The sequence below is a fragment of the Rhodococcus sp. P3_B8 genome (assembly GCF_056402775.1).
Genome location: NZ_JBFUGT010000001.1, coordinates 87,040 through 111,318 on the forward strand (window position 1 = coordinate 87,040; position 24,279 = coordinate 111,318).

A 24,279-nucleotide genomic window follows, 5' to 3' on the forward strand; every position below is an offset into this window, starting at 1 on the left:
ATACGAGTCTCGGTACAAACAAAACGATCGATGTGTTCCGGTCGGTCTAGCTGATGCGACTGGAGCACATCGATCGATTGTCTCAGAGATTCCCACAAAATCGGGAATCGTGCCGGGTGTTCGGGTGTCGATCAGAGAACGTCGGCGAGCTCTTTCAGCAGCGCAGCCTTGCCCTTGGTGCCGACGATCGTGTTGATCGGCTTTCCGTCCTTGAACAGGATCAGCGTGGGAATCGACATGACCTGGAAGTCGCGGGCAGCGCCCGGGTTCGCGTCGATGTCGAGCTTCGCGATGGTCAGCTTGTCGCTGTGCTCACCGGCGATCTCCTCCAGGACGGGGGCGATCATCTTGCACGGGCCGCACCAGGTGGCCCAGAAGTCGACGAGGACAGGCTTGTCGCTGGAAATGACGTCCTGCTGGAACGAATCATCGGTGATGGTGACGGTATTCGACACGGGGATTTCCCTTACTCGAGGTGGGTGTGTGTGGGTGAGGTCAGGCGTCGACCGGCGAGCCGGCGGCGGCGACAGTGTTGGCGGTGATGTCGCCGCGCTCTGCCAGCCAGCGCTCGGCATCCATCGCCGCGGAGCAACCGGTGCCGGCGGCGGTGACCGCCTGCTGGTAGATGTGATCGACCAGGTCGCCGGCGGCGAAGACACCGTCCACCGACGTGGCGGTGGTCGGCGTCTTGACGATCACGTAGCCGGCGTCGTCGAGGTCGACCTGTCCCTTGACGAGCTCGCTGCGCGGGTCGTGACCGATGGCGACGAACATGCCGGTGACGTCCAGCGTGGACGTCTCACCGGTGACGGTGTCGCGGATCACGAGGCCGGTGACGCTGTTCTCGCCCAGCACCTCGACGGGCGCCGCGTTGGTCACGAACCGGATCTTCGCGTTCGCCTTGGCGCGCTCGAGCATGATGCGGGACGCACGGAACTCCTCGCGGCGGTGCACCACGGTGACGCTGCGGGCGAAGCGGGTGAGGAAGGTGGCCTCCTCCATGGCGGAGTCGCCGCCGCCGACCACGACGATGTCCTGATCCTTGAAGAAGAATCCGTCGCACGTGGCGCAGGCGCTGACGCCGCGGCCGAGCAACTTCTCTTCACCCGGAATCCCCAGGTAACGGGCTGCGGCGCCCATTGCCAGCACCACCGCGTGCGCCTGGTAGGTCTCGCCGTTGACGACGACCTTCTTGATCGGGCCCGTGAGGTCGAGTTCCTCGACGTCCTCGGTGCGGATGTCGGTGCCGAAGCGCTTGGCCTGCTCCCGCATCTGATCCATCAGGTCGGGTCCCATGATTCCCTCACGGAATCCGGGGAAGTTCTCGACCTCGGTGGTGGTCATGAGGGCGCCACCGAACTGGGTCCCCTCGAACTGCAGCGGTTCGAGTTCCGCGCGCGCCGCGTAGACGGCAGCGGTGTATCCGGCAGGTCCCGAACCAACGATGATGAGTTCATGAACCGTCGATGGAGTGGTCATGCGGGCCTTCCAGTAGTGAGGGGTGCTCAGTCGTATGGATCAACACAAGACTAAAGGGTGTTGTTCCCCGACTGCAGGTGATACCGGTCGCTCCCCCCGCAGGCGCCCTGATCAGCGCAGAGTCTCCCGGATGACGCAGCGGGTGCCCGTGTAGATGGTGGGCATGCATTTGTTGCAGTGGATGCAGAGTCCCTCGGCCACGTGCCGGTCGCGGAACTTGTTGACGAGGTCCGGGTCGCGGAGCAGGGCGCGCGCCATCGCGACGAACTCGAACCCGTCGCCGAGTGCGTTCTCGATGGTGTCGAGCCTGTTGATGCCGCCGAGGAGGATCAGCGGCATCGACAGGGCCTCGCGGAACTGCCGGGCCATCGGGAGGAAGAACGCTTCCTCGAACGGGTACGTCGGAAAGATGCGCGGCCCGTAGACCTTCAGACCCCAGCCCACCAGCTTGGGCTGTGAGGCAACGAATTCCGCCATCGGGACTTCGCCGCGGAAGAAGTACATCCCGTTGAGCAACGAGCTGCCCCCGGTGAGCTGCAGTGCGTCGAGATGCCCGTCGGCTTCGAGGAGCTGCGCGATGCGGAGACTGTCGTCGAGCCACAGCCCTTTCGGGACACCGTCCGTCATATTGAATTTGGCCGTGACGGCCACCGAGTCGCCGACGGCGTGGCGCACCCGCTCGACCACCCGTCGGGGGAACGCCGCCCGCCGCTCCAGGCTGCCCCCGTACTCGTCGGTCCGCTTGTTGAGGTTGGGGCTCATGAACGAGCTGAGAAGGTAGTTGTGCCCGAGGTGGACCTCGATCGCGTCGAATCCGGCCTCGACGGCATTCCGGGCCGCGTCCTCGAAGTCGCGGGTGACCTGGTCGAGTTCTTCTCGGGTGGCACCCTTCACCAGACCCATGGCGGGCGGGCTGAGGCGGGTGGACGGCGCGAGGGTCTTGGTGCGGTTGGACAGTGTGTTCGCGACCAGACCGGCATGACCGATCTGCGCCGCGACCAACCCGCCTTCGGCGTGAACGGCGTCGGTGAGTCGGCGTAGGTCGGGGACGCGGGCGCGGTCGAGAACGAGGGTGTTCGCGTGGACGCGTCCGCCGGGTGAGACGGCGCAGTACGCGACGGTCGTCAGTGCGGCGCCACCGCGAGCAACCTCGGCGTGGAAGTCGACGAGCTGGTCGGTGACCCGGCCGCGGGGCATGACGCCCTCGAACGTGGCTGCCTTCACGATGCGGTTGCGCAACGTCAGGGGACCCAGGCGGGCCGGCTCCCAGATCCCGGGCCGGGGTGGTGGAACGGTCATGGTGGTCTGCCTTCGAGGGTGGTGGTGGGAGGGCGTTTCAGGCGAAGGTCGCGGCCAGCGCCGCGCGGGCAGGCCGCCAGGTGAGCCCGAGCTCGTCGCGGGTTCGCGAGTCGTCGGTCGGGGTCGCCGAGGTGAGCAGCCACGCTGCCTCGTAGCTGAGCCCCGCGCTGAGGGGCGTGAACCTGCCGACCACGTCGGCGATCCGTCCGAGCGCGCGAAAGGTGCTGCCCGACAACGGGATGCGTCGGAGGCGACGGCCCGAGGAGTGTTCGAGGACGTCGATGAGGTGGTTGAATTCGACGAGTTCGCCGCCGCAGACGTATCGCCGGGGTCCGCGGCCGGGGTGCATCGCGGCGGTGTGGACCGCGGCCACGTCGCGCACGTCGATCATCTGCATGCCGCCGTCGAATCGGGGCGCCACCCCGCCGCTGACGATCGCGCCCCATCCCTGTTCGGTGACGCCCTTGGTGGATCCGAGCCCGGGACCGACGACGCTCGTCGGGTAAGTGATGACCACGGGGGCGCCCGCGTCCTGGAGTGCGCGGGCGATGCGGTCGGCGGCCGCTTTGGTGCGGCCGTACGCGCTACGGCCAGACGCCGTCGGACTGTCCGGTCCGATGACGGCGTCGGGTGACGGAAACAGGGCACTGAAACTCGCGACGTGGATGATCGGGTCGAGTCCGAGGAAGGCCGCCCGGGTGAGGATCGCGGCGGTGGCCTGCGTGTTGATCTCCCACATCAGCTGTTCGCGACGATCGTCGGTGCCCACTACCCCGGCGGCGTGGAGTAGCGCGTCGCAGCCGTCGAGGAGGCGTGCGACCACTTGGGCGTCGCGGATGTCGCCGACCACCTGCTCGATCCGCGCGGCGTCGTCCCCGGCTGCCACGAGCAGGGTGTCGGGAGATTCGGCGGGCGGCACCAGCAGTCGAACCGTGTGGCCGGCGGCGAGGAGCGCCAGCGTGGTGTGGGCGCCGACGTATCCGGTGCCGCCGGTGACCGCGATCTTCATGTGTTCGTCCGTTTCAATTACGGTGCCACTGGACTCGTAATAGGTACGATATAGCGCGGAAGGCACTTCTGTCCCACAATTCGAACCAATGAATGCAACTGGAACCGGCCGCCCCCGCGACCCGCGGATCGACACCGACGTCCTCGCGGTCACCCGGGCGATGCTCGTGGAATCGGGCTGGGATCAACTGAGCATGCGGGCCATCGCGACGCGGTCCGGGGTGAGCAGGGCCTCCATCACCCGACGATGGCCATCGAAGGCGCATCTGGTTCTCGACGCCATCCTCGGTGCGACACCCGACCTGACACCGTTCGAGGGCACCGACCGCGAAGGCTGGATCCGCTGGGTGGTGACCGGCAGTGCCGAATTGTTCTCGCGACCGGAGGTGCGAGCGGCCACGCCGGGTCTGCTGGCAGCGATCCGCGACCACGACGACCTCCGTACCGCGCTGTGGCGGGGATTCAGCGGGCCGAGTACTCAGCTGTTCGAGAGCGAGGTGGACCCGGCCGGGTCGAGCACCGCGACGGCCGTGCTGGTGCTCGCTGCCGGCGCCGCGCTGTTCACCAGCCTGATCGCCGTCGAGGACGACACTCCGGAACTGCGTGGGAAGATCCTCGAGCTACTCCTGCCGGTCGCCCGTTCGGAGCGGGAACGATCGTGAGGATCAACCGATCTCGGTGACGGCGATCGTCGCCGGATCTCCCGCGCCGCACTCACCGCCGACCACCAGGGCCGTGATCTGCGGCGGACGCGGCGCGGCCACCAGCAGTAGTACCCCGGGAACACCGTCGAGGCGAACCTCGCCGGAACCGAGCAGGGGGCGGGACGGTTCGATACCGTTGGCGCGCAGGCATTCCGACAGTTGTGCGGGATCCTCGAGTGGTCCGAGCTGCCGCGAACCGATCACGGTGAGGAGGCGTCCTGAGTCGAGACCGGTGCCCAGATCGAGAACGGCTGGTGCCGGCGAGGTTTCGGAACTGGGCAGGGCGACGACCGGGGTCTCGGGTTCCTGCCTGTCCGGCGTGACGACCGCGACTGCCACCACGACCGCTGCCGCCGCCGCGAACGTCCCCGCGGCCGCGGCAGCCCACTTCCGTCGCCGGGTGAGTGGGACCACGGTGGCCTCGGCAGGTGTGTCCCGCTCCGCGGCGAGAGCACGGTTGATGCGGTCGGCGACGTCGGCGGGAATCGGGGTCGAGACGGAATGATCGCGTCCGAGCGCGCCCAGCTGATCAGTGACCCGGTCGAGGGCGTCGATCACGGCCATCGCCTGCGGGTCGTTCCGGACGAGCGGCCACAGGCGATCGCTCACCGAGTCCGGCAGCACCCCGGCGTGCAGATCGGCCAGTAGGTCCTCGGAGTACGGCGGGGCAGGCAGCGCGGCATCGGACGGATCGGGTTCACGGTCGGCCATGGCACCTCCTCACCGAGTCGTTGTGGTCCGGGACGGCAGGACAGTTCCCCGCTCCTACTACGTTTTGACGCCCCGGAGTCATGATCGGTTCCCCTCCACCCGAAAATATTCGAGAGAGGCGGCCAGCTTCTTCCGGCCGCGGGCGCAGCGGCTCTTCACGGTGCCTTCCGGAACCCCGAGGAGAATGGCGGCCTCGCTGGTCGAACGGCCCTCGAGGTCGACGGCCACGATCGCGGTCCGCTGATCCGGTGGGAGCTGCGCCAGTGCGCGCTCGACCACCATGCTGAGCTCCACCTCGGACACATAGTCGCGGGCGTCGCGCGGCTCGTCGTCCTCGTCGGCGGACAGGGACACCGCCGGACGAGCCTTGTTGCGGCGGATCCGGTCGAGGCAGGCGTTGACCACGATCGTGTGCAGCCAGCTGCGGACCGCGGCATCCCGGCGGAACGAGCCCGCGTTGCGATGCGCGGACAGCAGCGCCTCCTGCAGGGCGTCCGCCGCATCCTCGGTGGTGTAGCTGGTGCGTTTGGCGACGTGCCACAGGTGGTCGTAGTGCCGCGAGAGCAGTGTCTCGAAGGCGTGCCGATCGCCGGCGACGTGCGCAGCCAACAGGTCGACGTCCGAGGGCTGACCCTCGGAATCCCCCCGGAAGATTCGCACCGGCGGATGTTAGCTCAGTTCGCCGGTCCGCGAGCACCGGGCGCCGACTACGTCGCGGCGTTGAAACCGACGTCGGCGATGGACGATTGGTTCTTGCCACCGGAATTGCTCAGGCCGGTGATCCACACCAGGACGTTCTTGGTGGGTCCCTCCGACTTCACCGGGATCTCGGTGACACCGTTGCCGAGGACCTTCGAACCGAGCACCTGCGTCTGGTCGAGGGTCGGGTTCTCCGACGGGGCGCTGCGAATCTCGACGTTGGTGCCCGGTGTCGGCGAGTTGATCCACACGCTCGACAGCGTCGCCGGCTCGTCCAGCGTGACCATCAGGCCCACACCGTTCTTCAGCGCGGGGAACGGCTGGAAGTACGAGTCGGTGCTCCACACGGTGGACGTGTTGCCGTCGACGGCCAGCCGGGCGTTCGCGGCCGAGTCGGGGGTGCCCTGCGGCGAGAACACCGTCGCCCCCGAGGGGCTGACCGGCGCGACGTTCGCCGCCGGGGCGGGCGCGGGGGCGGGGGACTCGGGGTTGGGCGGGGCCTCGGCCGACGTGGTGAGCCCGAAGTCCTGTTCGGTGAGCGGCGCGTCGGAACTACTGCCCGTGAGGAACGTCGCGAGCCAGAAGCCCAGGAGCGCCAGCACGATGATCGTGACGACCGCGAGGCCCACGAGCGCCGCGATCATCCGGTTGGACTTCTTCTTCTCCGCCTCCAGTGCTTCCGGGTCGGCGAGAGCGTGACCGGTCGTGCCGGGGGCCCGCTGCCCGAGCCGCAGCACGGGGATGAATTCGGTCTTGTCGTTGACGACGGACGCCTGGTCGAGAATGTGCTGCACGGTGGCCGCCGTGCGGATTCCCCCGTTCGGCTCGAGTGAGCGCAGCGCCACCGCGGAAATCTCGAACGGGACCTCCGGGCGGATGACCCGCGGTCCGATGGGCTGCCCGCTCGAGTCGCGGTCGGCCAGTCGCATACCGCCGACGCTGCCCGGACGGTGCGAACCCGACGGGTCACCCGCGGGAGCGGACGGGTCGCCCAGCGGCCAGCGGGCGGTGATGAGGGCGTAGAGCATGGCGCCCAGTCCGCGCACGTCGGTACTCGAGTCGGAGTCGGCGAGCGTGGCCGGGAACGCCAGCACGGCATCGCCGTTGATGCTGATACGGACGCGGTCGGGGTGGTCGATGGACAGTGCCCCACCGGCCCGGTGCGCGGTCTCGGCGGCCGCGGCGAGTGCGCGGATGGCACTGGCGGCGCCGATCGGAGACGGCTTGGTGTCGGCCATCTCCCGCAGCGAGCGTCCCGGGGTCCACTCGGCGACGACGATGCCGCCGGAGCTACCGCGGACCACGTCCAGCACGCGGGCGAGACCGGGCGAGTTGATCCGGCCCAGTCGCAGGGTGCGCGACAGAATGGCTTGCGGGCCTTCGGGACCGGCCGAGGTGGAGCGCTGTTCGGCGTCCACGAACGTCAGCGCCACCTCGCGGTCGAGCTTGACGTCGAGTGCCTGCCAGAACTGCAGTCCCCGCGAACCGCCGTGTGGTGTCAGCAGGCGGTACCGACCGCCCGCGACGGACGCGCCGGGAATGAGCTTGGGGCCACGGGGAGTACGACGAGGACCTGCGCCGGGCTCACGTCCGGGTGCGGGGGTGATCGGGATCACGCCGGTGTCGTAACTGAGATCCCGCGCGGGGGCAGCGCCCATGTGACGTGTGTCTCCGCGCGATTCGCCGGAGTCTTTGGTGGGAGTCTTCGGAGCAGCCTTCGTCTGCGCATCCGCAGGATCTCCGGTCTCCTTGCTCTGCCCCGTTTTCGGAGTGTCTGCGGAGCCCGCGGACGTGTCTGCGTCCTTCTTCTGCGGTGCGGCGGCGCCGGCCTGCTTGCCGGACTTCGCGGAGTCGGTGGAGGCCGACTCGGACGAGATCCGGGTGGTCGGGGCGTCGACGCCGTTGGGGGCGGCGGCCGAATCGCGTTCGGACGCTTGCACCGTAGAACCTCCGGCTCTCTTGCTGCCGGCCACGTCGTCGTCGCTCACCCTCACTCCTTCATTCTCGAATGCCCAACTCCGACCAGTACCGGGCGGCGATCCGACCCGCTCGTGTCCAGGGTACGGGAGTCCACCGGGTCGTTCGATACCACGCGGCTGTCCCCCGAAGTCGTGCGGTGTGGCGCGGACCACGGGAATCAGTTCTGTTTCGGCGTCTGCGAGCGGGTCGGCCTCCGGTTCCGGTGCGGCGCCGCGACCGCGCAGGGCGCGAACCTTGCGGGCGACGGCGACGGTGATGGACACGATTTCGGGGATCTTCGCGAACCAGAGGATCACGAAGGTGACGACGAGCATGAGGACACCGCTGATCATGACCCGGACCATCGAGCCCGGACCGCCGAACAAACTGGTGAGCCGGTCGAGCCCGAGGAGGCGGTCGGCGCCGAGCATGACGAGCGCACCCGCCATCGACGCGAGCACCACCACCCACACCGTTTTGCCGACGTTCGCCATTTGCAGGTTGCCGAGACTGCGGTGCAGCAGCCAGCCCCCGACGAGCGCGCCGGTGATGTAGCCGAGGCCGTTGGCCACGCCGAGCAGGATGACCACCTGGTCGTCGCTGGAGGCGATCATCGGGGTGAGCGCCGACAGCGCGATCTTCACCGCGGTGATGCCCAGGACGATCCACGTCGGGGTCCAGGCCTGCTCGCGGGCGTAGAACACGCGGAGCTGGATCAGTACCAGGGAATAGGGAATGAGCGTGAACGCGGACCAGCTGACGGCCTGGCCGAGGCGTTCGGCGTCACCGGTCCCGAAGTTGCCGTACCCGTAGAGCGCCTGGCCGATCTCGGGGCCGGCGAACGTGAGGAACGTGATGATCGGGATGAGGGAGATCATCGTCAGGCGGGTGGCGACGGACAGGTCGTCGACCACGGCCGGGGTGTCGTCGGCGGCGGCGTTGCGGCTGAGTCGCGGCATGATCGCCGTCAGCACCGTCACGCCGAGCACGCCGTACGGCAGCTGCAGCAGGAGCCACGCGTTGTTGTAGATCGCGGGACCCGACGCGTCCGCGTGTGACGAGATGCGGGTGGCGACGATCATGCCCGCCTGGCTGATCAGCACGTACAGGATGATCGCGACGGCCATCCCGCCGAACTGCTTGAGCCGGTCGTCGAGGCCCCACAGCGGTTTCAGCGAGATGCCCTCGCGCCGGATCGCGGGCACCAGGCTCATCGCCTGCACCACGACACCCAGCGTGACGCCCACACCGAGGACCAGCAGTTTCGGGTCGCTCATCCGCACCGGATCGAGGGTGATCTCCCCCGGTGTCGCGTAGTAGATCACCAGCACGGTGAGCATCACGACGTTGTTCAGCACCGGAGCCCAGGCACCGGGTTTGAACACCTGCCGGGTGTTGAGGATGGCCGTGAGCAGCGCCGACAGTCCGTAGAACAGGATCGCGGGCAGGAGGAGATACGACAGAGCTGTGGTGAGGGACGTGTTCACCTTGCCGTCGGCCGACAGGAAGACGTGGGTGGTGAGTACGGGTGCGGCGGCGGTCGCCAGCAACGCCGCCGTGCCGAGCAGCACACACGTGGCGGTGAACAGGCGTCGCACGAACGCCGCACCCTGATCCGGGTCCTCACGTTCGGCGCGCACCAGGACGGGCACCACGATCGCGGTGAGCACCGCTCCCAGCACGAGCTCGGAGATCATGTTCGGGATCTGGCTGGCGACCGTGAACGAGCTGGCCACCGACCCACCCAGCAGCGTCAGGACGAGGAGCTGCTTGGCGAATCCGGTGATGCGGCTGACGAGCGTCGCCACCGCGATCGAACCGGTGGACGCCAGCAGTCGCGAGTTGCTCTGCTTCTGCGGCGCGGTCGAGGGCCCGGAATCCCGGACCGGAGGCGGCGAGGGGTCGACACGGATGGCCGCGAACTGCACCGTCGGTGCCTCGTCCGGCCGGATTTCCCGAGCCCAGTGGTCCCGCTCCCACGGGGCGACCCGGGGATGGGAGCGATCGGGAAGCCTCTGGCCCCTACTGGGCAAGTTCCCGGTCATGAACGTTCGTACCCTTCGTCAGCTGGATCCGGCTGGCCGCGGAATCGATGCCACAGCCGGCGGCCGGCGAGGAACAGCAGCAGAGCACCCGCGCATGCTGTCAGTATCGCCAACGCCTGCCCGTACGCGTTGGACCGTACCGTCACGCTGGTCGGCTCTCCCAGTTGCTGTCCATCGGCGGTGGTCAGAGAGAATTGGACGACGAGCTTGCGGGAGTCGTTGGCCTCGGTGGGAACGGTGAGGGTGCGACTGCCCCGCGGGGGCAGCGTGGTGGGGCCGATATCGGTGATGGTCATCCCCGACGGCGCATCCACCTGGAGACGGACGGTGATCCCGACCGGCAGGTCGTTCCTGGCCACCAGCAGCAGCGGGCTCTGTTCCGACGCCAGCGTGTAGACGCCGCCCGGCGACACGACGGTGACGGCCCCGAACAGGTCGTCCATGGTTTCGGCCACCTCGTCGGCGCGCACGTCGGACGCCTCCTCCGCGGACCGCCGTTCGTCGTCGCGGCGATGCGCGAGGCTCATCGAGCGCAGCAGGTCCTCGCGCAGCGGTGCGGTGAAGCGTTCCGGGGTGAGCGGGGCCTGCGGGTCGTCGACCAGCGCGGCGTTCAGTGCCTCGATGCGGGGTGTCTGCGTGCCGGCGGCGTCCCGGATATGGGCGGGGACGCCGTCCTCGGCGGCCTGATCCGGGTACTCCAGGGTCGCGACCTCGGGTGATCCGGGCTGTCGTCCCAGCATCGCGGGCAGCGGCCGGGGCGTCGCCAGGCCCGAGCGCATCAGCGAGGAGACCGTGGACAGCAGTGTCTTCGCGTCCTCGGCGCCCGCCGTCCAGAGCTGCGGCGGCACCACCATCAGCGAACGCGGGGTGCCGGCAGCCCGTGCGGCCTCGGGTTCGAGGGCAGACCACGACACCGCACCGAGCGCGTCCTGCAGCCGGGCGGTCTGCGAATCGTCCGAGAGGTCGTACCGCGCGCGCTGCGGGGTGTACGAGGGGGTCTGCGGTGTCGTTCCCATGGCCGCGAGCGCCGTGCCGACCGAGGGATCGAACAGCAGCGCGTCGACGCTTCCGGTGGCCGCGGGCGTCTCGGTGGCCGCCGGGGTCGTCTCCCCGTTCGCGGGAACGGGCGCGGGGGGCGGTGTGGCCTCGATGACGTGGGCGCTGTCGCGGGGTGTCGTCGTGTCGACGGAATTGGCGGCCACGAGCGTGGTGGTCGCCTCGTCTCCGCGGAGCATCTGCGCCGTCGCGTCGTCGAGCACCCCGGCGTCGCTCCACACGAAATTGCGCAGCGACGTGACACCCAGAGCGTTGTCGACGATGTCCGCGGGGGCTTCGACGGCGGTCGCGGTCAGGTCCGGGTTCGCGACCTCGGTGATCGCGGACAGGTCGGCCTGCGCGAACGGCACCGACGTGGTGCACATGGACGCGGCCAGCGACCGGGCGCGGTCGAGCCACGCCGACGCGGCATCCTTACCGGTGCCCTCGTGCGCGGAACCGGTGGGATCGGACGGGTCGTCCACCACCAGATATCCGCGCGTCATGTTCTCGACGGTGATCAGCAGGTCCGGGTCGACGGCCAGGCACATACTGTCCCGGAGCGTGTGGTCGCGGTCGACGCTCTCCCGGGTGGCGAACTCCACCGCGCCCAGCAGTTCGTCGAGGCGGCCGCCGTCCGCGAGCGACGTCGCGAGGTCGTCGTCGACGAGACGGACCGGTTCGGTGACGGAGCCGGGCACCCCCGCCGCGAGCCGGGGCCGGTCCGCGAGCGGCCACAGCATGGTGACCGCGACGGGACTGGAGATGTCCGGGGGCACGGCCGGCGTGCCGGGGACCCCGAACACGGGAAGCAGGAAACGGGCGTCGTCGAGACGCGCCGCCCCGCCGTACTCGGGGGTGCCGTTCACGTTCACCATCAGCGGATACACGCCGGGTTCGGTGATGTCGAGGGAGATGTCGGTGTCGGACCGCAGCGGCAGCGACAGCGTGAACTGCTTGCTCTGCCCCTCGTCGAGGCGGCCCGCGACCGTGTCGAACATGCCGACCGTGTCGTACCGCGACTGATCGAGGGTCAGAGACGTACGGAGGCCCTCGCTGCTCGCGACGGCGGGGGCGCGCTGCAACCGCACGCTGACGTCGCGGACCGTGCGGTCGCCGACGTTCTTCACCGAGCCCGTGACGGTGACGAACGGGTCGCTGGTGGTGGTGACCGTGGACGGCGTGACGTTGTCGATGTGCAGTTCGAGAAACTCGGGGTCCTCGTCGACCGTCTGGGTCCCGGCGCTCTCGGGCGGCACCGGGTCCTGGGCCGCCGCCACCACGGTGCTGGTGGGAGCCAGAACGACCGCGAGTGCGGTCAACGTCACGGCACCGACCCGACGCAAAGCCATCCTCATCCGGCGTCTGGCCCCTTCTGGAGCTTCAGGTCGGGGGCGGTCGGGGTGGTAGTCATCTTGGAGATCAAGTCACCGGCGATTTCTGCGAGTTTCCGTTCGTCTGCGTAGGCCAGGCGTGATCCCAGCTCGGCGAGCGGCACCCACGCTACCTCGGTGACTTCCACGTCTTCGTCCGACAGTTCCCCACCGAGGCATCTCAGCAGATAGTGGTGGACGGTCTTGTGGACCCGTCGGCCCTCGGTGACGAACCAGTAGTCGATGCTGCCGAGCGACGCGAGGACGGTGCCCTGGATGCCGGTCTCTTCCTCGACCTCACGCATCGCGGTCTGTTCGGCGGTCTCGCCCTGCTCGATGTGTCCCTTGGGCAGCGACCACAGCAGCCGCCCGCGTCGGTCGGTGCGTCCGATCAGCGCGGCGCACAGATTCTCCCGCGGTCCGCCGAGACCGTTGACGACGAGCCCGCCCGCCGAGGTTTCGCGAACCGTCCTCATGTGGGGTTTCGCGGGTTTGCCGACGGCGCCGCGCCGCCGCGAGTTGCGGCGACTCCTGTTCGCACGTTCGGCAGCAGACACCCCATCGATAGTAGTTGGCTTTGCCGTCTCCACCGGAACGCCGCACCCGAACCGAGACGCTTCGTGACACACCTGTGGTGAACCGAACGGCGAGGTGACAGCGTGTATGCGTATCTCGCTATTTGCGCACCTCGGTAAGCTTCCTGGACGTGACTGCCCCTTCTCTCGACGACGAGCGCCGTACGCGACTGCTTGCCGGCGCCGCGGTGACGCTGCGCGAGCTGTCCGAAGTCCTGACGCCGCTCGGTGAGAGGTTCGCTGCCGCCGGTCACGAGTTGTACCTGGTGGGGGGCAGTGTCCGGGACGCGATCCTGGGCCGCCTCGGCACCGACCTCGACTTCACCACCGACGCTCACCCGGAGCGGGTGCAGAAGCTGCTGTCCGGCTGGGCCGACAACCAGTGGGACACGGGCATCGAGTTCGGGACGATCAGCGCCGCCAAGGCGGGCCAGCAGATCGAGATCACGACGTATCGCGCCGACGCCTACGACCGGGTGTCGCGCAATCCGGTCGTCCAGTTCGGGACGAAGCTCGAGGACGATCTGGTTCGGCGCGATTTCACGGTCAACGCGATGGCCGTGCGGATCGGTGCGGACGGATCGCAGGACTTCGTCGACCCCCTGGGCGGCATGAACGCCCTGTTGGCCGGGGTGCTGGACACGCCGTCGGCGCCGGAGAACTCCTTCAACGACGACCCGCTGCGCATGTTGCGGGCCGCCCGGTTCGTGTCTCAGCTGGGGTTCACGCTCCACGAGCGCGTGCATCAGGCCATCGTCGACATGGCGCCGCAGATCGAGCGGATCACGGCCGAACGCGTGCGGGCCGAACTCGACAAGCTGATCCTCGGCGAATTCCCGATCGACGGTATGAACGTGATGTGCGAGACGGGTCTCGCCGACTTCGTGCTGCCCGAGGTGCCGCAGATGAAGCTCGAGATCGACGAGCACCACCAGCACAAGGACGTGTACTGGCACTCGCTGACCGTGCTGAAGCAGGCCGTCGACCTCGAGGACGGCGACCCCGACCTGGTGTTGCGGTGGGCGGCGCTGCTGCACGACATCGGTAAACCGGACACGAAGCGCAACGAGCCGGGCGGTGGTGTGAGCTTCCACCACCACGAGGTGGTCGGCGCGAAGATGGTCCGCAAGCGGATGCGGGCGCTGAAGTATTCGAAGCAGATGATCGACGACGTCTCGCAGCTGGTGTTCCTCCACCTGCGGTTCCACGGCTACGGCAAGGGTCAGTGGACCGATTCCGCTGTGCGCCGGTATGTGACCGATGCCGGCCCGCTGCTGCCGCGGCTGCACAAGCTGGTCCGCGCCGATTGCACCACCCGCAACAAGCGGCGGGCGGCCGCCCTGCAGGCGACATACGACGACATCGAGGAGCGGATCGCCCGGCTCGCCGAGCAGGAAGACCTCGCGCGGGTGCGCCCCGACCTCGACGGCAACGCGATCATGGAGTTGCTCGGCATTCCGGCGGGCCCCGACGTCGGGAAGGCGTGGAAGTACCTCAAGGAGCTCCGGCTCGATCGCGGCCCCCTCAGTCGCGACGAGGCCGAGGCCGAACTGCTGTCGTGGTGGGCCACGCAGCAGGGCTGACCGAGCGTCGATCCGCTCGGTTCTCCTTACTCCGCTTTCGGGCGGCCACTCACCTGAAGTGACGACAGTCACACGACCTGATTGTTTCTGCCTCGACATCACCACCGTGCCCGGGCCCGGGTGCGAGAGACGTCACCGAACGCTCACGGGGGTTAATCCCGACGAAACACGGTTCACGGCAGCATTGATACAGGTCGTGAGCCGGGTGGACAGGCTGCGACCGTGCAGGTGAGGAGCTAGTCGATGCAGCAGCAGAAAGCCGGGACTTCCACAGTGAAGACCGCCTGCTCGTACTGCGGTGTCGGCTGCGGCATGGTGCTCGAAGTCGGGATCGATCCCGAGACCAATGCACGCCGCGTGCTCAAGGCGTCCGGCGACAAGGACCATCCCACCAACTTCGGGCGGCTGTGCACCAAGGGTGCGACGAGCGCCGAGATGCTGGTGGCCGGTGGCCGGATGGAAACCGGGTACGTCCGCGACGAGCGCGGGGAAGCACCCACCTCGATCGAGGTCGGCGCCGCCATCAGCGAGACCGCGCGCCGGCTGAAGGAACAACTCGACGAGCACGGACCGGACGCCCTGTCCTTCTACGTCTCCGGTCAGATGTCCATCGAGGCGCAGTACCTGATCACCAAGCTCGCGAAGGGCTTCGTCGGCACCAACCAGATCGAGTCCAACTCGCGGTTGTGCATGGCCAGTGCGGGCACCGGTTACAAGCAGTCGCTGGGTGCGGACGGCCCGCCCGGGTCGTACCAGGACTTCGACAAGGCCGACGTGTTCTTCGTGATCGGCGCCAACATGGCGGATTGTCACCCCATCCTGTTCCTGCGGATGATGGACCGCGTCAAGGCCGGCGCCAAGCTGATCGTGGTCGACCCGCGCCGCAATGCGACGGCCGACAAGTCGAACCTGTTCATGCAGATCGCGCCGGGCACCGACCTCGCACTGCTCAACGGCCTGCTGCACCTGCTCGTGACGAACGGGCACACCGATCCCGAGTTCATCGCCGAGTTCACCGAGGGCTGGGAGGTGATGCCGGAGTTCCTCGAGGAGTACACCCCCGAGAAGGTCGCGGAGATCACCGGCATCCCCGAATCCGACATCCGTCAGGCCGCCCAGTGGATCGGTGAGGCCGAGAACTGGATGAGCTGCTGGACGATGGGGCTCAACCAGAGCACGCACGGCACGTGGAACACCAACGCGATCTGCAACTTGCACCTGGCCACCGGTGCGATCTGCCGTCCGGGCAGCGGCCCGTTCTCCCTCACCGGTCAGCCCAACGCGATGGGTGGCCGCGAGATGGGGTACATGGGTCCCGGCCTGCCGGGGCAGCGGTCGGTGCTCGCCGCCGACGACCGGGCGTTCATCGAGGATCTGTGGGAGCTGCCGGAGGGGAGTATCCGCACGGAGGTCGGCACCGGAACCGTCGACATGTTCGAGCGGATGGTGGCGGGTGACATCAAGGCCTGCTGGATCATCTGCACCAATCCCGTTGCCACCGTGGCGAACCGGCGGACGGTGATCGAGGGTCTCGAGGCCGCCGAGCTCGTGATCACGCAGGACGTCTTCCTCGACACCGAGACCAACGGTTACGCCGACATCCTGTTGCCCGGGGCGCTCTGGGCGGAGTCGGATTCGGTGATGATCAACTCCGAGCGCAACCTCACCCTGTTGCAGCAGGCCGTAGATCCGGTGGGTCAGGCACTGCCCGACTGGCAGATCATCGCCCGCGTCGCGTGCGAGATGGGATACGCGGACGCGTTCACCTACGACTCCTCGGAGGACGTGTTCGAGGAGATCAAACGCACCTGGAATCCCAAGACCGGCTACGACCTTCGCGGCATCACCTACGACCGTCTGCGGGACACACCGGTGCAGTGGCCGAGCCCGCCCGGCAACCGCACCGATCGCAACCCCCTCCGCTACGTCAACGACGGCGTGAGCCAGAACCTGCTGTCGGCTCCCGACGGTTCACTCCCCCGCCTGGCGTTCGCCACCGCGAGCGGCAAGGCCGCGTTCTTCCCACGCCCGCACATGCTGCCCGCCGAGATGCCCGACGACGACTACCCCTTCGTCCTCAACACCGGTCGCCTGCAGCACCAGTGGCACACGATGACGAAGACGGGCAAGGTGGCCAAGCTCAACAAGCTGAACTCCGGCCCGTTCGTCGAGATCAATCCCGCTGATGCGCAGAAGCTTTCGATCGCCGACGGCGACAAGGTGGAGGTGGCGTCCCGGCGCGGTCGCGCGGTCCTTCCCGCCGTCGTCAGCGACCGCGTCCTCGCCGGCGGGTGTTTCGCCCCGTTCCACTGGAACGATTCCTTCGGCGAGTACCTCAGCATCAACGCCGTCACCAACGACGCCGTCGATCCCGTGTCCTTCCAGCCGGAGTTCAAGGCGTGCGCCGTCTCCCTGACCCGGGTGGCCCCGGTGTCGACGCCGGAGGTCCCGGAATCCGGCGGGGCGCTCACGCTCGCGCAGGGTTCGCCCGCCGCGGAGATGAGCCGCATCCTGGGCCTGGACGACTCCGCCTCCCCCACCTTCGACGAACACGAACGCATGTACCTCGCCGGGCTGCTGTCGGGGCTGCAGTCCACCGAGATCCAGGGTGTTCCGGTCCTTCCGCGAAGCGCACCGATCTCCGGGTCCAAGCGAGTGTGGCTGGACGGTCTGATGGCCGGGCTGTTCTCCCGCTCCGACGTTCCGCAGAGCGTCCTGGTGCCGGACGCGAACACTGAATCGGTCCAGCACCCCGTGGTGGTGGTGTGGGCGTCGCAGACCGGCAACGCCGAGGAGTTCGCCGCCGAATGTGCCGAACAACTCGAAGCGGCCGGGCACGGCACCCGCCTGATGAGCATGGACGACTACGACGTCGCGGGCCTCGCCGACGTCCGCGACCTCCTGATCATCACCAGCACGTTCGGGGACGGCGACGCCCCCGACAACGGCAGCAACTTCTGGTCCGCGCTCAGCAGCGACGAGGCCCCGAAGCTGTCGCAGACCCGTTACGCCGTGCTGGCTTTCGGCGATTCCAACTACGACGACTTCTGCGGGCACGGCAAGCGGATCGACGCCCGGCTGGAGCAGCTGGAGGCGAAGCGTCTCACCGAGCGGGTCGACTGCGAACCCGACTACGAGGAGCAGGCACGTCAGTGGCTGACCCAGGTCCAGAAGCTGGTCCGGGAGCGTGCGGCGGCCGACGGTGCGACCGTGGTGGCGTCCGCACCCGCGCCTGCCCGGCCCGCGGCGAAGAAGGCGGCGACGTTCACGCGGAAGACGCCGTTGATCACGCGGCTGACGAAGAATATTCCGCTCAGCGCGGCCGGATCGTCGAAGGACGTGCGGCAGTTCGGTTTCGAAGTGAGCGATCCGGAGTTCACCTATGAGGCGGGCGACGCTCTCGGTGTCTGGCCGACCAACAGCGACGCCGTCGTCGACGAGTGGCTGAAGGTCACCCGGTCGATCCCGGACACGCCCGTCACGTTACCGGACCTGCCGGAGATGACGCTGCGCGAGGCGCTGCGCACGAAGCTCGAGATCACGAAGGTGACCCCCGAGCTGCTGCGGTTCGTGCAGAGCCGCACCCAGGACACCGAGCTGGCGCGGCTGCTGCGCCCGCAGAACAAGATCGCGCTCCAGCAGTGGCTGTGGGGGCGGCAGTCGATGGACGTGCTGGCGGAGTACGGGGTCGACGCCGACGCCGACGAGTGGCTGAGCGTTCTCAAGCGCCTGCAGCCGCGGTTGTACTCGATCTCGTCGAGCCCCAAGGTCGATCCGGGTGAGGTGCAGCTGACCGTCTCCGCGGTGCGCTACAACCACGAGGGCAAGAACCGCTCCGGGGTCTGCTCGACGTTCCTCGCCGATCACTGCGACGAGGCCGACGTGCCGATCTTCGTGCAGAAGTCGGCGCACTTTCGTCCCCCGCAGGCCGCCGATGCACCGATGATCATGGTCGGTCCCGGCACCGGCATCGCTCCGTTCCGCGGATTCCTGCACGAACGCCGGGAATTGGGTCACACGGGCAAGAACTGGATGTTCTTCGGTGAGCAGCACGAGGCTACCGACTTCTACTACCGCGAGGAGATGGAAGCTATGCACCGCGACGGATTTCTCACCCACCTCGATGCGGCGTTCTCCCGGGACCAGCGGCAGAAGATCTATGTGCAGGACCGCATTCGCGAGCACGGCGCCAAGCTGTGGGGCTGGATGCAGGAGGGTGCGTCGCTGTACGTCTGCGGCGACGCCAGCCGCATGGCGAAGGACGTCGACGAGACGGTCCGTGAGGTCGTCCGCACCCATGGGCGCCTGGACGAAGAGGACACCGAGCTGTACATGAAGCAGCTCGCGACCGACAAGCGCTACGTGCGCGACGTGTACTGATCCGCATCTGCGGAGAGGCGCACTTGATCAGTCCGTATTTGCCGACATAGGATGTCGGTCATGACGCATGCGCGGACAATGCTCGGATGACGGGTATCCGGATACGACAGGCAGCAGAACTGCTCGGCGTCAGCGACGACACGGTCCGGCGGTGGATCGACAACGGCAGTCTCGCGGCGGAGAAGGACGAGTCGGGCCGCAAGGTCGTCGACGGCCCCGCGCTCGCCGAGTTCGCGCGCGCCAACGCCTCGAAGTCGCCCGATCTGCTCGGATCGGACTCCTCGGCGCGTAACCGATTCACCGGCATCGTGACCGCGGTGGTGATGGACAAGGTGATGGCCCAGGTCGAGATGCAGTGCGGGCCTTTCCGCGTCGTCTCCCTGATGAGCAGCGAAGCCGTCCGCGACCTCGGGCTCGAGCCCGGCAAGGTCGCGGTAGCCGTCGTCAAGTCGACCACGGTGATCGTCGAAACACCGGGAGGAGTTTCATGAGGATGTCCTGGCGGCGGGCCACGACGGGGGCTGCTGCGGCCGCACTCGGTCTCGGTCTTCTCACCGGCTGCGGTTCGAACGACGACAGCGGAGCCTCGGGTTCGGCCGAGTCGGCGTCCGCGTCCGCGCCAGGGGGCGACATCACGGTGTTCGCAGCCGCATCGCTGAAGGGCACGTTCACGGAACTCGGCCAGATGTACGAGACCGCGAACCCCGGATCCCACGTGGAGTTCAGCTTCGCCGGATCCTCCGACCTCGCCGCTCAACTCGACCAGGGCGCCGCGGCCGACGTATTCGCGTCCGCCGACACCACCAACATGACGAAGGTGGTCGACGCCGGACTCGTCGAGGGCAGTCCCGTCGACTTCGCCGCCAACACGCTGACCATCGTGACGGCACCCGGAAACCCCAAGGGCATCACGTCCTTCACGGATCTGAACCGTGAGGGGACGCTGGTGGTCACGTGTGCCCCGCAGGTTCCGTGCGGTTCCGCTACGCAGAAGGTCGAGACCGCGTCGGGTGTCGACCTCACCCCGGTCAGCGAGGAGTCGTCGGTCACCGACGTGCTGAACAAGGTGACGGCCGGCCAGGCCGACGCCGGACTGGTGTACGTCACGGACGCGGCGAGCGCGGGTGAGAAGGTGACGGCCGTGGCGTTCCCCGAGGCCGCGCAGGCTGTGAACACCTATCCCATTGCGACGCTGTCCGCTTCGAAAACACCGGACGCGGCGCAGGGCTTCGTCGACCTCGTCACGGGACCCGACGGCCAGGCAGTGCTGGCGAAGGCAGGGTTCGCCCAGCCGTGATCCGGCCGACGCGCGTCAGAGTCCCGTCCGGGCTTCCGGGCTGGATCTTCGTTCCGGCGGCACTGGGCGGACTGTTCGTCGTCCTGCCACTGTTCGCGATGCTCGCGAGCGTCGACTGGTCGCGGTTCTTCCAGCTGGTCACGTCCGAATCCTCGCTCGCAGCGCTGGAACTGAGCCTGCGGACCGCAGCCCTGAGCACCGTGCTGTGCGTCCTGCTGGGTGTCCCGATGGCGGCCGTGCTGTCGCGCAGCAGTTTTCGCGGACTGCACGTGCTGCGGTCGCTGGTGCTCCTGCCGCTGGTGCTTCCACCGGTGGTCGGGGGTATCGCCCTGCTGTACACGTTCGGCCGGAAGGGCCTCATCGGGCAGCACCTCGAGGTCGCGGGCATCCACATCGCGTTCACCACCACGGCCGTGGTGCTCGCGCAGACGTTCGTCGCGCTGCCGTTCCTGGTGGTGAGCCTCGAGGGTTCGCTCCGCACCGCAGGCAGCCGGTACGAGCACGCCGCCGCGACGCTCGGTGCGAGCCCCACCACCGTCTTCCGGCGGGTGACGCTGCCGCTGGTGCTGCCCGGGCTGGTGTCCGGGGCCGTGTTGTCGTTCGCGCGGGCGCTCGGCGAGTTCGGGGCGACACTGACGTTCGCGGGCAGTCTGCAGGGCGTCACGAGAACCCTGCCGCTCGAGATCTACCTGCAGCGTGAGACCGATGCCGATGCGGCCGTGGCGTTGTCGCTGGTGCTCGTCGTGGTCGCGGTGCTCATCGTGGTGGGTTCGCGGGGCTGGGCGTCGAGGGCTGCAGTGTGACCGGCCTGAGCGTCGAGGCGCGGGTGGATGCGCGTGGCGTCGACGTGGGGTTCGACCTCGGCGAGGGCGAGGTGCTGGCGGTGCTCGGGCCGAACGGTGCCGGCAAGTCGACGGCACTCTCGGTGGTCGCCGGCCTGGTTCGCCCAGACTTCGGACGCGTCGAACTGAACGGTCGCGTGCTCACCGACACCACCCGGGGCGTCGCCGTGCCCCCACACCGGCGCGGCATCGCGCTGCTCGCACAGCAGGCGCTGTTGTTCCCGCATCTGACGGTGGCCGCCAACGTGGCATTCGCCCCACGCAGTGCCGGCCGGGGACGTCGGGAGGCGCGGGCGATCGCCGAGAAATGGCTGGACGCAGTGGATGCGACGCAGTTCGCCGACCGGCGTCCACACGAGCTGTCGGGGGGGCAGGCTCAGCGGGTCGCGGTGGCGCGGGCCCTCGCGGCCGAACCCCAGGCCCTCCTGCTCGACGAACCCATGTCAGCCCTCGACGTGGCCGCGGCGCCCGCCCTGCGCGTCCTGCTCCGACGGGTGCTGCGGGAGGGCGACCGGACCGCCGTCGTGGTCACCCACGACATCCTCGACGCGCTGGCGCTGGCCGACCGGGTGATCGTCGTCGAGGGCGGTCAGGTGGTCGAATTCGGTTCGGTGCGAGACGTGCTGACCCGCCCCCGCAGTGCGTTCGCCGCGCGGATCGCCGGGCTCAACCTCGTTCCCGTGTTCGGGGCGCAGGACGGCTTCGAGACCGAGACCGGTGTTCGGCTGCACGGTCTTCCCGACGCCGATTTCGTGCCGGGTGCGCCGGCGGTCGCGGTTTTCGCTCCCCATTCGGTGGCCGTCCACCGGCGCTCTCCGGAAGGCAGTCCGCGCAACGTCTTCCGGGTGTCCATCTCGGAGATCGAGGTGCGTGGGCCGACGGTCCGGGTGCGCGCGGCCGAAGCCGGAGGCAGGTTCGAACTCAGCGCCGATGTGACGGCGGCGTCCGTCGCGGAACTCGATCTGGTGCCGGGGCTGGATGTGTTCTTCGTCGTCAAGGCCACCGAGGTCGCCCTCCATGCCGTGCGTACTTGTTAACCACGGGCGGTTGACAAGTACTCACGGGTGCAGGGACGCGTGCATCAGGTAGACGTTGTAGCTGTCCCACTCCGAGATCGTGAAATACAGATCCTTGTCCGTCGACCACGGATGCATGAAGCCGCCGTACGCCATCGGGTAGTCGGCCGTGTCGACGAGCGTCGCGCCGTCCGACCACACACCCTGCGGGCTCGACGACCGCCGCAGGATGATCGAGCCGCCGACGGGCTCGAGGTAGCTCATCAGCCAGGTGCCCGCGGCCGCGTCGTAGCGGACGGACAGTTCGCTGGCCACCCCACCGACGATGGGGGTCGCGAGGTGCTGGGACACGGGGGTCCACGTGCCGTCCGACCAGTACTGGTACGACGTGGTGTTGAGGACCTGATCGACCGGCACCCGGGCCAGGCCGATGGTGCCGATCCGCCCGTTGGGGGTGCCGAACATGTACACGTAGTCGCCCTGCGGCACCATCGCGGAAACCTGGAATCGGGCGCCGAAGATGTTGTCCCACTTGGCGTGCTGGTCCTTGGTCCAGGTCTGCCCGTTGTCGTCGGAGTACGCGATGCCGCCGTAGTTCGTGTACCACATGCCGGGGACCATGCTCCAGCGCTTCACCGACATGTAGCTCAGGTACTGACGGTCACCGATCGCAAACCCCGACGTGGGGATGGTGGTGGTCTCGAAGTTGTTGATGTGCCTGCTGTCGATGATCTCGGCGGCATGGCACCGGCTGTCCTGGACCATGCTGTCGATGGTCATGCCGTCGGACAGGTCGGTGTCGGTGCTGTGGCCGAGAACGTTGCTCCGCCAGTCCTCGCCGAACGCGCCGGGCGGAGCCCAGTCCTTGCCGAACGTGTCGCCGAACGCGACCGCGACCTCACCGGGTTTCGTCTCCCAGGTGATGCCGAGGTCGGTGCCGTCGACCTGCCAGCGCTTGTCCGTGCGGTTCTCCGAACCGCGGCCCGTCAGCTGCGACACCAACCGGACGTCGCCGACCTCCGGCTTCGCCACGGGTGCGGTGAGGGAACCACGTTCGGCGGGGTTGATCTCGACGGGAGGCGCCGGCTGCGGGTCGGGTCCGGGGCCGCCGGGAACGGGGATGGGAATGGTCTCGGGACGCGGATCGATCGAGATCTTCGGGATGGTCAGCGCACTCGAGCCCGACGACCCCGCAGAACCCGACGACCCCGCGGAACCGGAAGAGCCTGCAGAACCCGAGGACCCGGGCTCGGTCTCCGGTTCGTCGACCGGATCGGTGAGGTCGGGGCACGGGTCCGCACACGGGTCGGCGGGAAGGTCCTGGGCGACACGCGTCTGGTCGGCGGTCGGTCCGGGGACCGGCACCGGCACGAAGTCGGGGTACGGAATCGGGATGCTCACGGTCGGGGGAAGGGGCGGCAGCAGTGGGCCGCCGCCCGGACTCGGAGGCTCCTTTGCCGGGTTGAACCCGGTCTCGCCGCAGGCATTCACCGGCAGCCACGGAGTGGTCTCGGCCGCGGCGGGGGCGGCGGTGAAGCCGATCGTCGCGGCCACGACGGCCGCGACGCACAGCGGCACTCCGGCCACAGACCATGACTTCTCGACCACGGGACCCCTCCAGATCGGTGGTCGGAGTAACGGTGGACCGACCTGCACGTTCGGGTTGAAGATAACACCCGGCGACGGCATCCTCGGCGCACGAGCCCGGCCCGTCCGGTCACAGTGCGGTCTCACTGTCGCACAGGTGAATTTCATCGGGCGTAGGTGGAACCGGTACTACCGGACCATTGACGTCGGTGCCGAAGCCGGGCACAGTGGGTTGGGATTTCAAACTAACCGAGTGTTCGACGAGGAGAACGCATCATGACCGATCTGACCCGGGAGGCGGCGAGCGCCTTCGTCGCCGCTGCCGGCCTGGAACTCGACGAGGTGTCGGGGACCAAGGTCGTCGGCCACATCGACCTGTCCGCCGACCACCACACACCGTGGGGAGTCGTGCACGGCGGCGTCTACACGACGGCGGTCGAATCGGCCGCGAGCATCGGTGCGAGCACTGCCGTCGCCGACCGTGGTGAGTTCGCGGTGGGTGTGCACAACGGAACCGACTTCCTGCGGGCCCGCACCGAGGGACGGGTCGACGTGGTCGCGGTGCCCATCCAGCAGGGTCGGGTGCAGCAGTTGTGGTCGGTGGTGATCACCGCGACCGACACCGGCAAGGAGGTGGCCCGCGGTCAGGTGCGGCTGCAGAACGTGCCGATGCCGGGGTCGAAATAG

18 protein-coding genes are annotated in these 24,279 nt (G+C 68.3%); 8 read left to right on the plus strand and 10 right to left on the minus strand.

Annotated features, from left to right (window positions below):
• Window positions 1–131: 131 nt before the first annotated feature.
• From trxA to AC1D1G_RS00455, 4 genes are all read right to left on the minus strand, one after another.
• Window positions 132–455 (minus strand): thioredoxin, encoded by a 324-nt coding sequence (gene trxA / locus AC1D1G_RS00440; RefSeq protein WP_005249122.1) that lies wholly within the window; start codon window positions 453–455, stop codon window positions 132–134.
• A gap of 40 nt (window positions 456–495) precedes the next feature.
• Complete coding sequence (gene trxB, locus AC1D1G_RS00445) at window positions 496–1,479, minus strand: thioredoxin-disulfide reductase (RefSeq protein WP_280783055.1); 984 nt, start codon at window positions 1,477–1,479, stop codon at window positions 496–498.
• Window positions 1,480–1,590: 111 nt separating this feature from the next.
• Complete coding sequence (gene nox, locus AC1D1G_RS00450; RefSeq protein ID WP_280783054.1) at window positions 1,591–2,778, minus strand: 4,4'-dithiodibutanoate disulfide reductase; 1,188 nt, start codon at window positions 2,776–2,778, stop codon at window positions 1,591–1,593.
• 37 nt (window positions 2,779–2,815) lie between these two features.
• The gene (locus tag AC1D1G_RS00455) at window positions 2,816–3,787 is read right to left on the minus strand and encodes an NAD-dependent epimerase/dehydratase family protein (protein ID WP_005560827.1); all 972 of its coding nucleotides are present in this window, start codon (window positions 3,785–3,787) and stop codon (window positions 2,816–2,818) included.
• Window positions 3,788–3,875: 88 nt separating this feature from the next.
• Between AC1D1G_RS00455 and AC1D1G_RS00460 the strand changes: the two genes are divergently transcribed.
• Window positions 3,876–4,448 carry a TetR/AcrR family transcriptional regulator gene (locus tag AC1D1G_RS00460; protein WP_280783052.1) on the plus strand — a complete coding sequence of 191 codons (573 nt, stop codon included), beginning with the start codon at window positions 3,876–3,878 and terminating at the stop codon, window positions 4,446–4,448.
• Window positions 4,449–4,451: 3 nt separating this feature from the next.
• Here the strand turns inward: AC1D1G_RS00460 and AC1D1G_RS00465 are convergent, their stop codons facing one another.
• The 5 genes from AC1D1G_RS00465 to AC1D1G_RS00485 form a co-directional block, all read right to left on the minus strand.
• Window positions 4,452–5,201, minus strand: a complete 750-nt coding sequence (locus AC1D1G_RS00465) for a hypothetical protein (RefSeq protein ID WP_280783051.1) — start codon at window positions 5,199–5,201, stop codon at window positions 4,452–4,454.
• Window positions 5,202–5,279: 78 nt separating this feature from the next.
• Window positions 5,280–5,861: an RNA polymerase sigma factor SigM gene (gene sigM, locus AC1D1G_RS00470; protein WP_477950476.1), complete on the minus strand. Its 582-nt coding sequence runs from the start codon at window positions 5,859–5,861 to the stop codon at window positions 5,280–5,282.
• Between the two features lie 47 nt (window positions 5,862–5,908).
• On the minus strand, window positions 5,909–9,787 hold the full coding sequence (murJ, locus tag AC1D1G_RS00475; RefSeq protein ID WP_477950663.1) for a murein biosynthesis integral membrane protein MurJ: 3,879 nt from the start codon (window positions 9,785–9,787) through the stop codon (window positions 5,909–5,911).
• Window positions 9,788–9,900: 113 nt separating this feature from the next.
• Window positions 9,901–12,291 carry a DUF6049 family protein gene (locus tag AC1D1G_RS00480; protein WP_477950478.1) on the minus strand — a complete coding sequence of 797 codons (2,391 nt, stop codon included), beginning with the start codon at window positions 12,289–12,291 and terminating at the stop codon, window positions 9,901–9,903.
• Window positions 12,292–12,293: 2 nt separating this feature from the next.
• On the minus strand, window positions 12,294–12,869 hold the full coding sequence (locus tag AC1D1G_RS00485; RefSeq protein WP_005572816.1) for an NUDIX hydrolase: 576 nt from the start codon (window positions 12,867–12,869) through the stop codon (window positions 12,294–12,296).
• A gap of 149 nt (window positions 12,870–13,018) precedes the next feature.
• Between AC1D1G_RS00485 and AC1D1G_RS00490 the strand changes: the two genes are divergently transcribed.
• The 6 genes from AC1D1G_RS00490 (at window position 13,019) to AC1D1G_RS00515 (ending at window position 22,026) form a co-directional block, all read left to right on the plus strand.
• Complete coding sequence (locus tag AC1D1G_RS00490; protein WP_283334682.1) at window positions 13,019–14,470, plus strand: CCA tRNA nucleotidyltransferase; 1,452 nt, start codon at window positions 13,019–13,021, stop codon at window positions 14,468–14,470.
• A 243-nt stretch (window positions 14,471–14,713) separates the two neighbouring features.
• Window positions 14,714–18,850 carry a molybdopterin-dependent oxidoreductase gene (locus AC1D1G_RS00495; protein WP_477950481.1) on the plus strand — a complete coding sequence of 1,379 codons (4,137 nt, stop codon included), beginning with the start codon at window positions 14,714–14,716 and terminating at the stop codon, window positions 18,848–18,850.
• An 86-nt stretch (window positions 18,851–18,936) separates the two neighbouring features.
• The gene (locus tag AC1D1G_RS00500) at window positions 18,937–19,341 is read left to right on the plus strand and encodes a TOBE domain-containing protein (protein ID WP_280783047.1); all 405 of its coding nucleotides are present in this window, start codon (window positions 18,937–18,939) and stop codon (window positions 19,339–19,341) included.
• The gene (modA, locus tag AC1D1G_RS00505; protein ID WP_477950483.1) at window positions 19,338–20,147 is read left to right on the plus strand and encodes a molybdate ABC transporter substrate-binding protein; all 810 of its coding nucleotides are present in this window, start codon (window positions 19,338–19,340) and stop codon (window positions 20,145–20,147) included. The genes AC1D1G_RS00500 and modA overlap by 4 nt, the downstream gene beginning before the upstream one ends.
• On the plus strand, window positions 20,144–20,950 hold the full coding sequence (locus AC1D1G_RS00510; protein ID WP_283334679.1) for an ABC transporter permease: 807 nt from the start codon (window positions 20,144–20,146) through the stop codon (window positions 20,948–20,950). Before modA ends, AC1D1G_RS00510 begins: the two co-directional genes overlap by 4 nt.
• Window positions 20,947–22,026 carry a sulfate/molybdate ABC transporter ATP-binding protein gene (locus AC1D1G_RS00515; protein WP_477950485.1) on the plus strand — a complete coding sequence of 360 codons (1,080 nt, stop codon included), beginning with the start codon at window positions 20,947–20,949 and terminating at the stop codon, window positions 22,024–22,026. Before AC1D1G_RS00510 ends, AC1D1G_RS00515 begins: the two co-directional genes overlap by 4 nt.
• A gap of 21 nt (window positions 22,027–22,047) precedes the next feature.
• On the opposite strand, the gene AC1D1G_RS00520 is transcribed toward AC1D1G_RS00515, so the two are convergent.
• Window positions 22,048–23,592 carry a DUF4185 domain-containing protein gene (locus tag AC1D1G_RS00520; protein WP_477950665.1) on the minus strand — a complete coding sequence of 515 codons (1,545 nt, stop codon included), beginning with the start codon at window positions 23,590–23,592 and terminating at the stop codon, window positions 22,048–22,050.
• Between the two features lie 276 nt (window positions 23,593–23,868).
• Here AC1D1G_RS00520 and AC1D1G_RS00525 point away from each other — a divergent pair, with 276 nt between their 5' ends.
• Window positions 23,869–24,279 carry a PaaI family thioesterase gene (locus AC1D1G_RS00525; RefSeq protein WP_009476716.1) on the plus strand — a complete coding sequence of 137 codons (411 nt, stop codon included), beginning with the start codon at window positions 23,869–23,871 and terminating at the stop codon, window positions 24,277–24,279.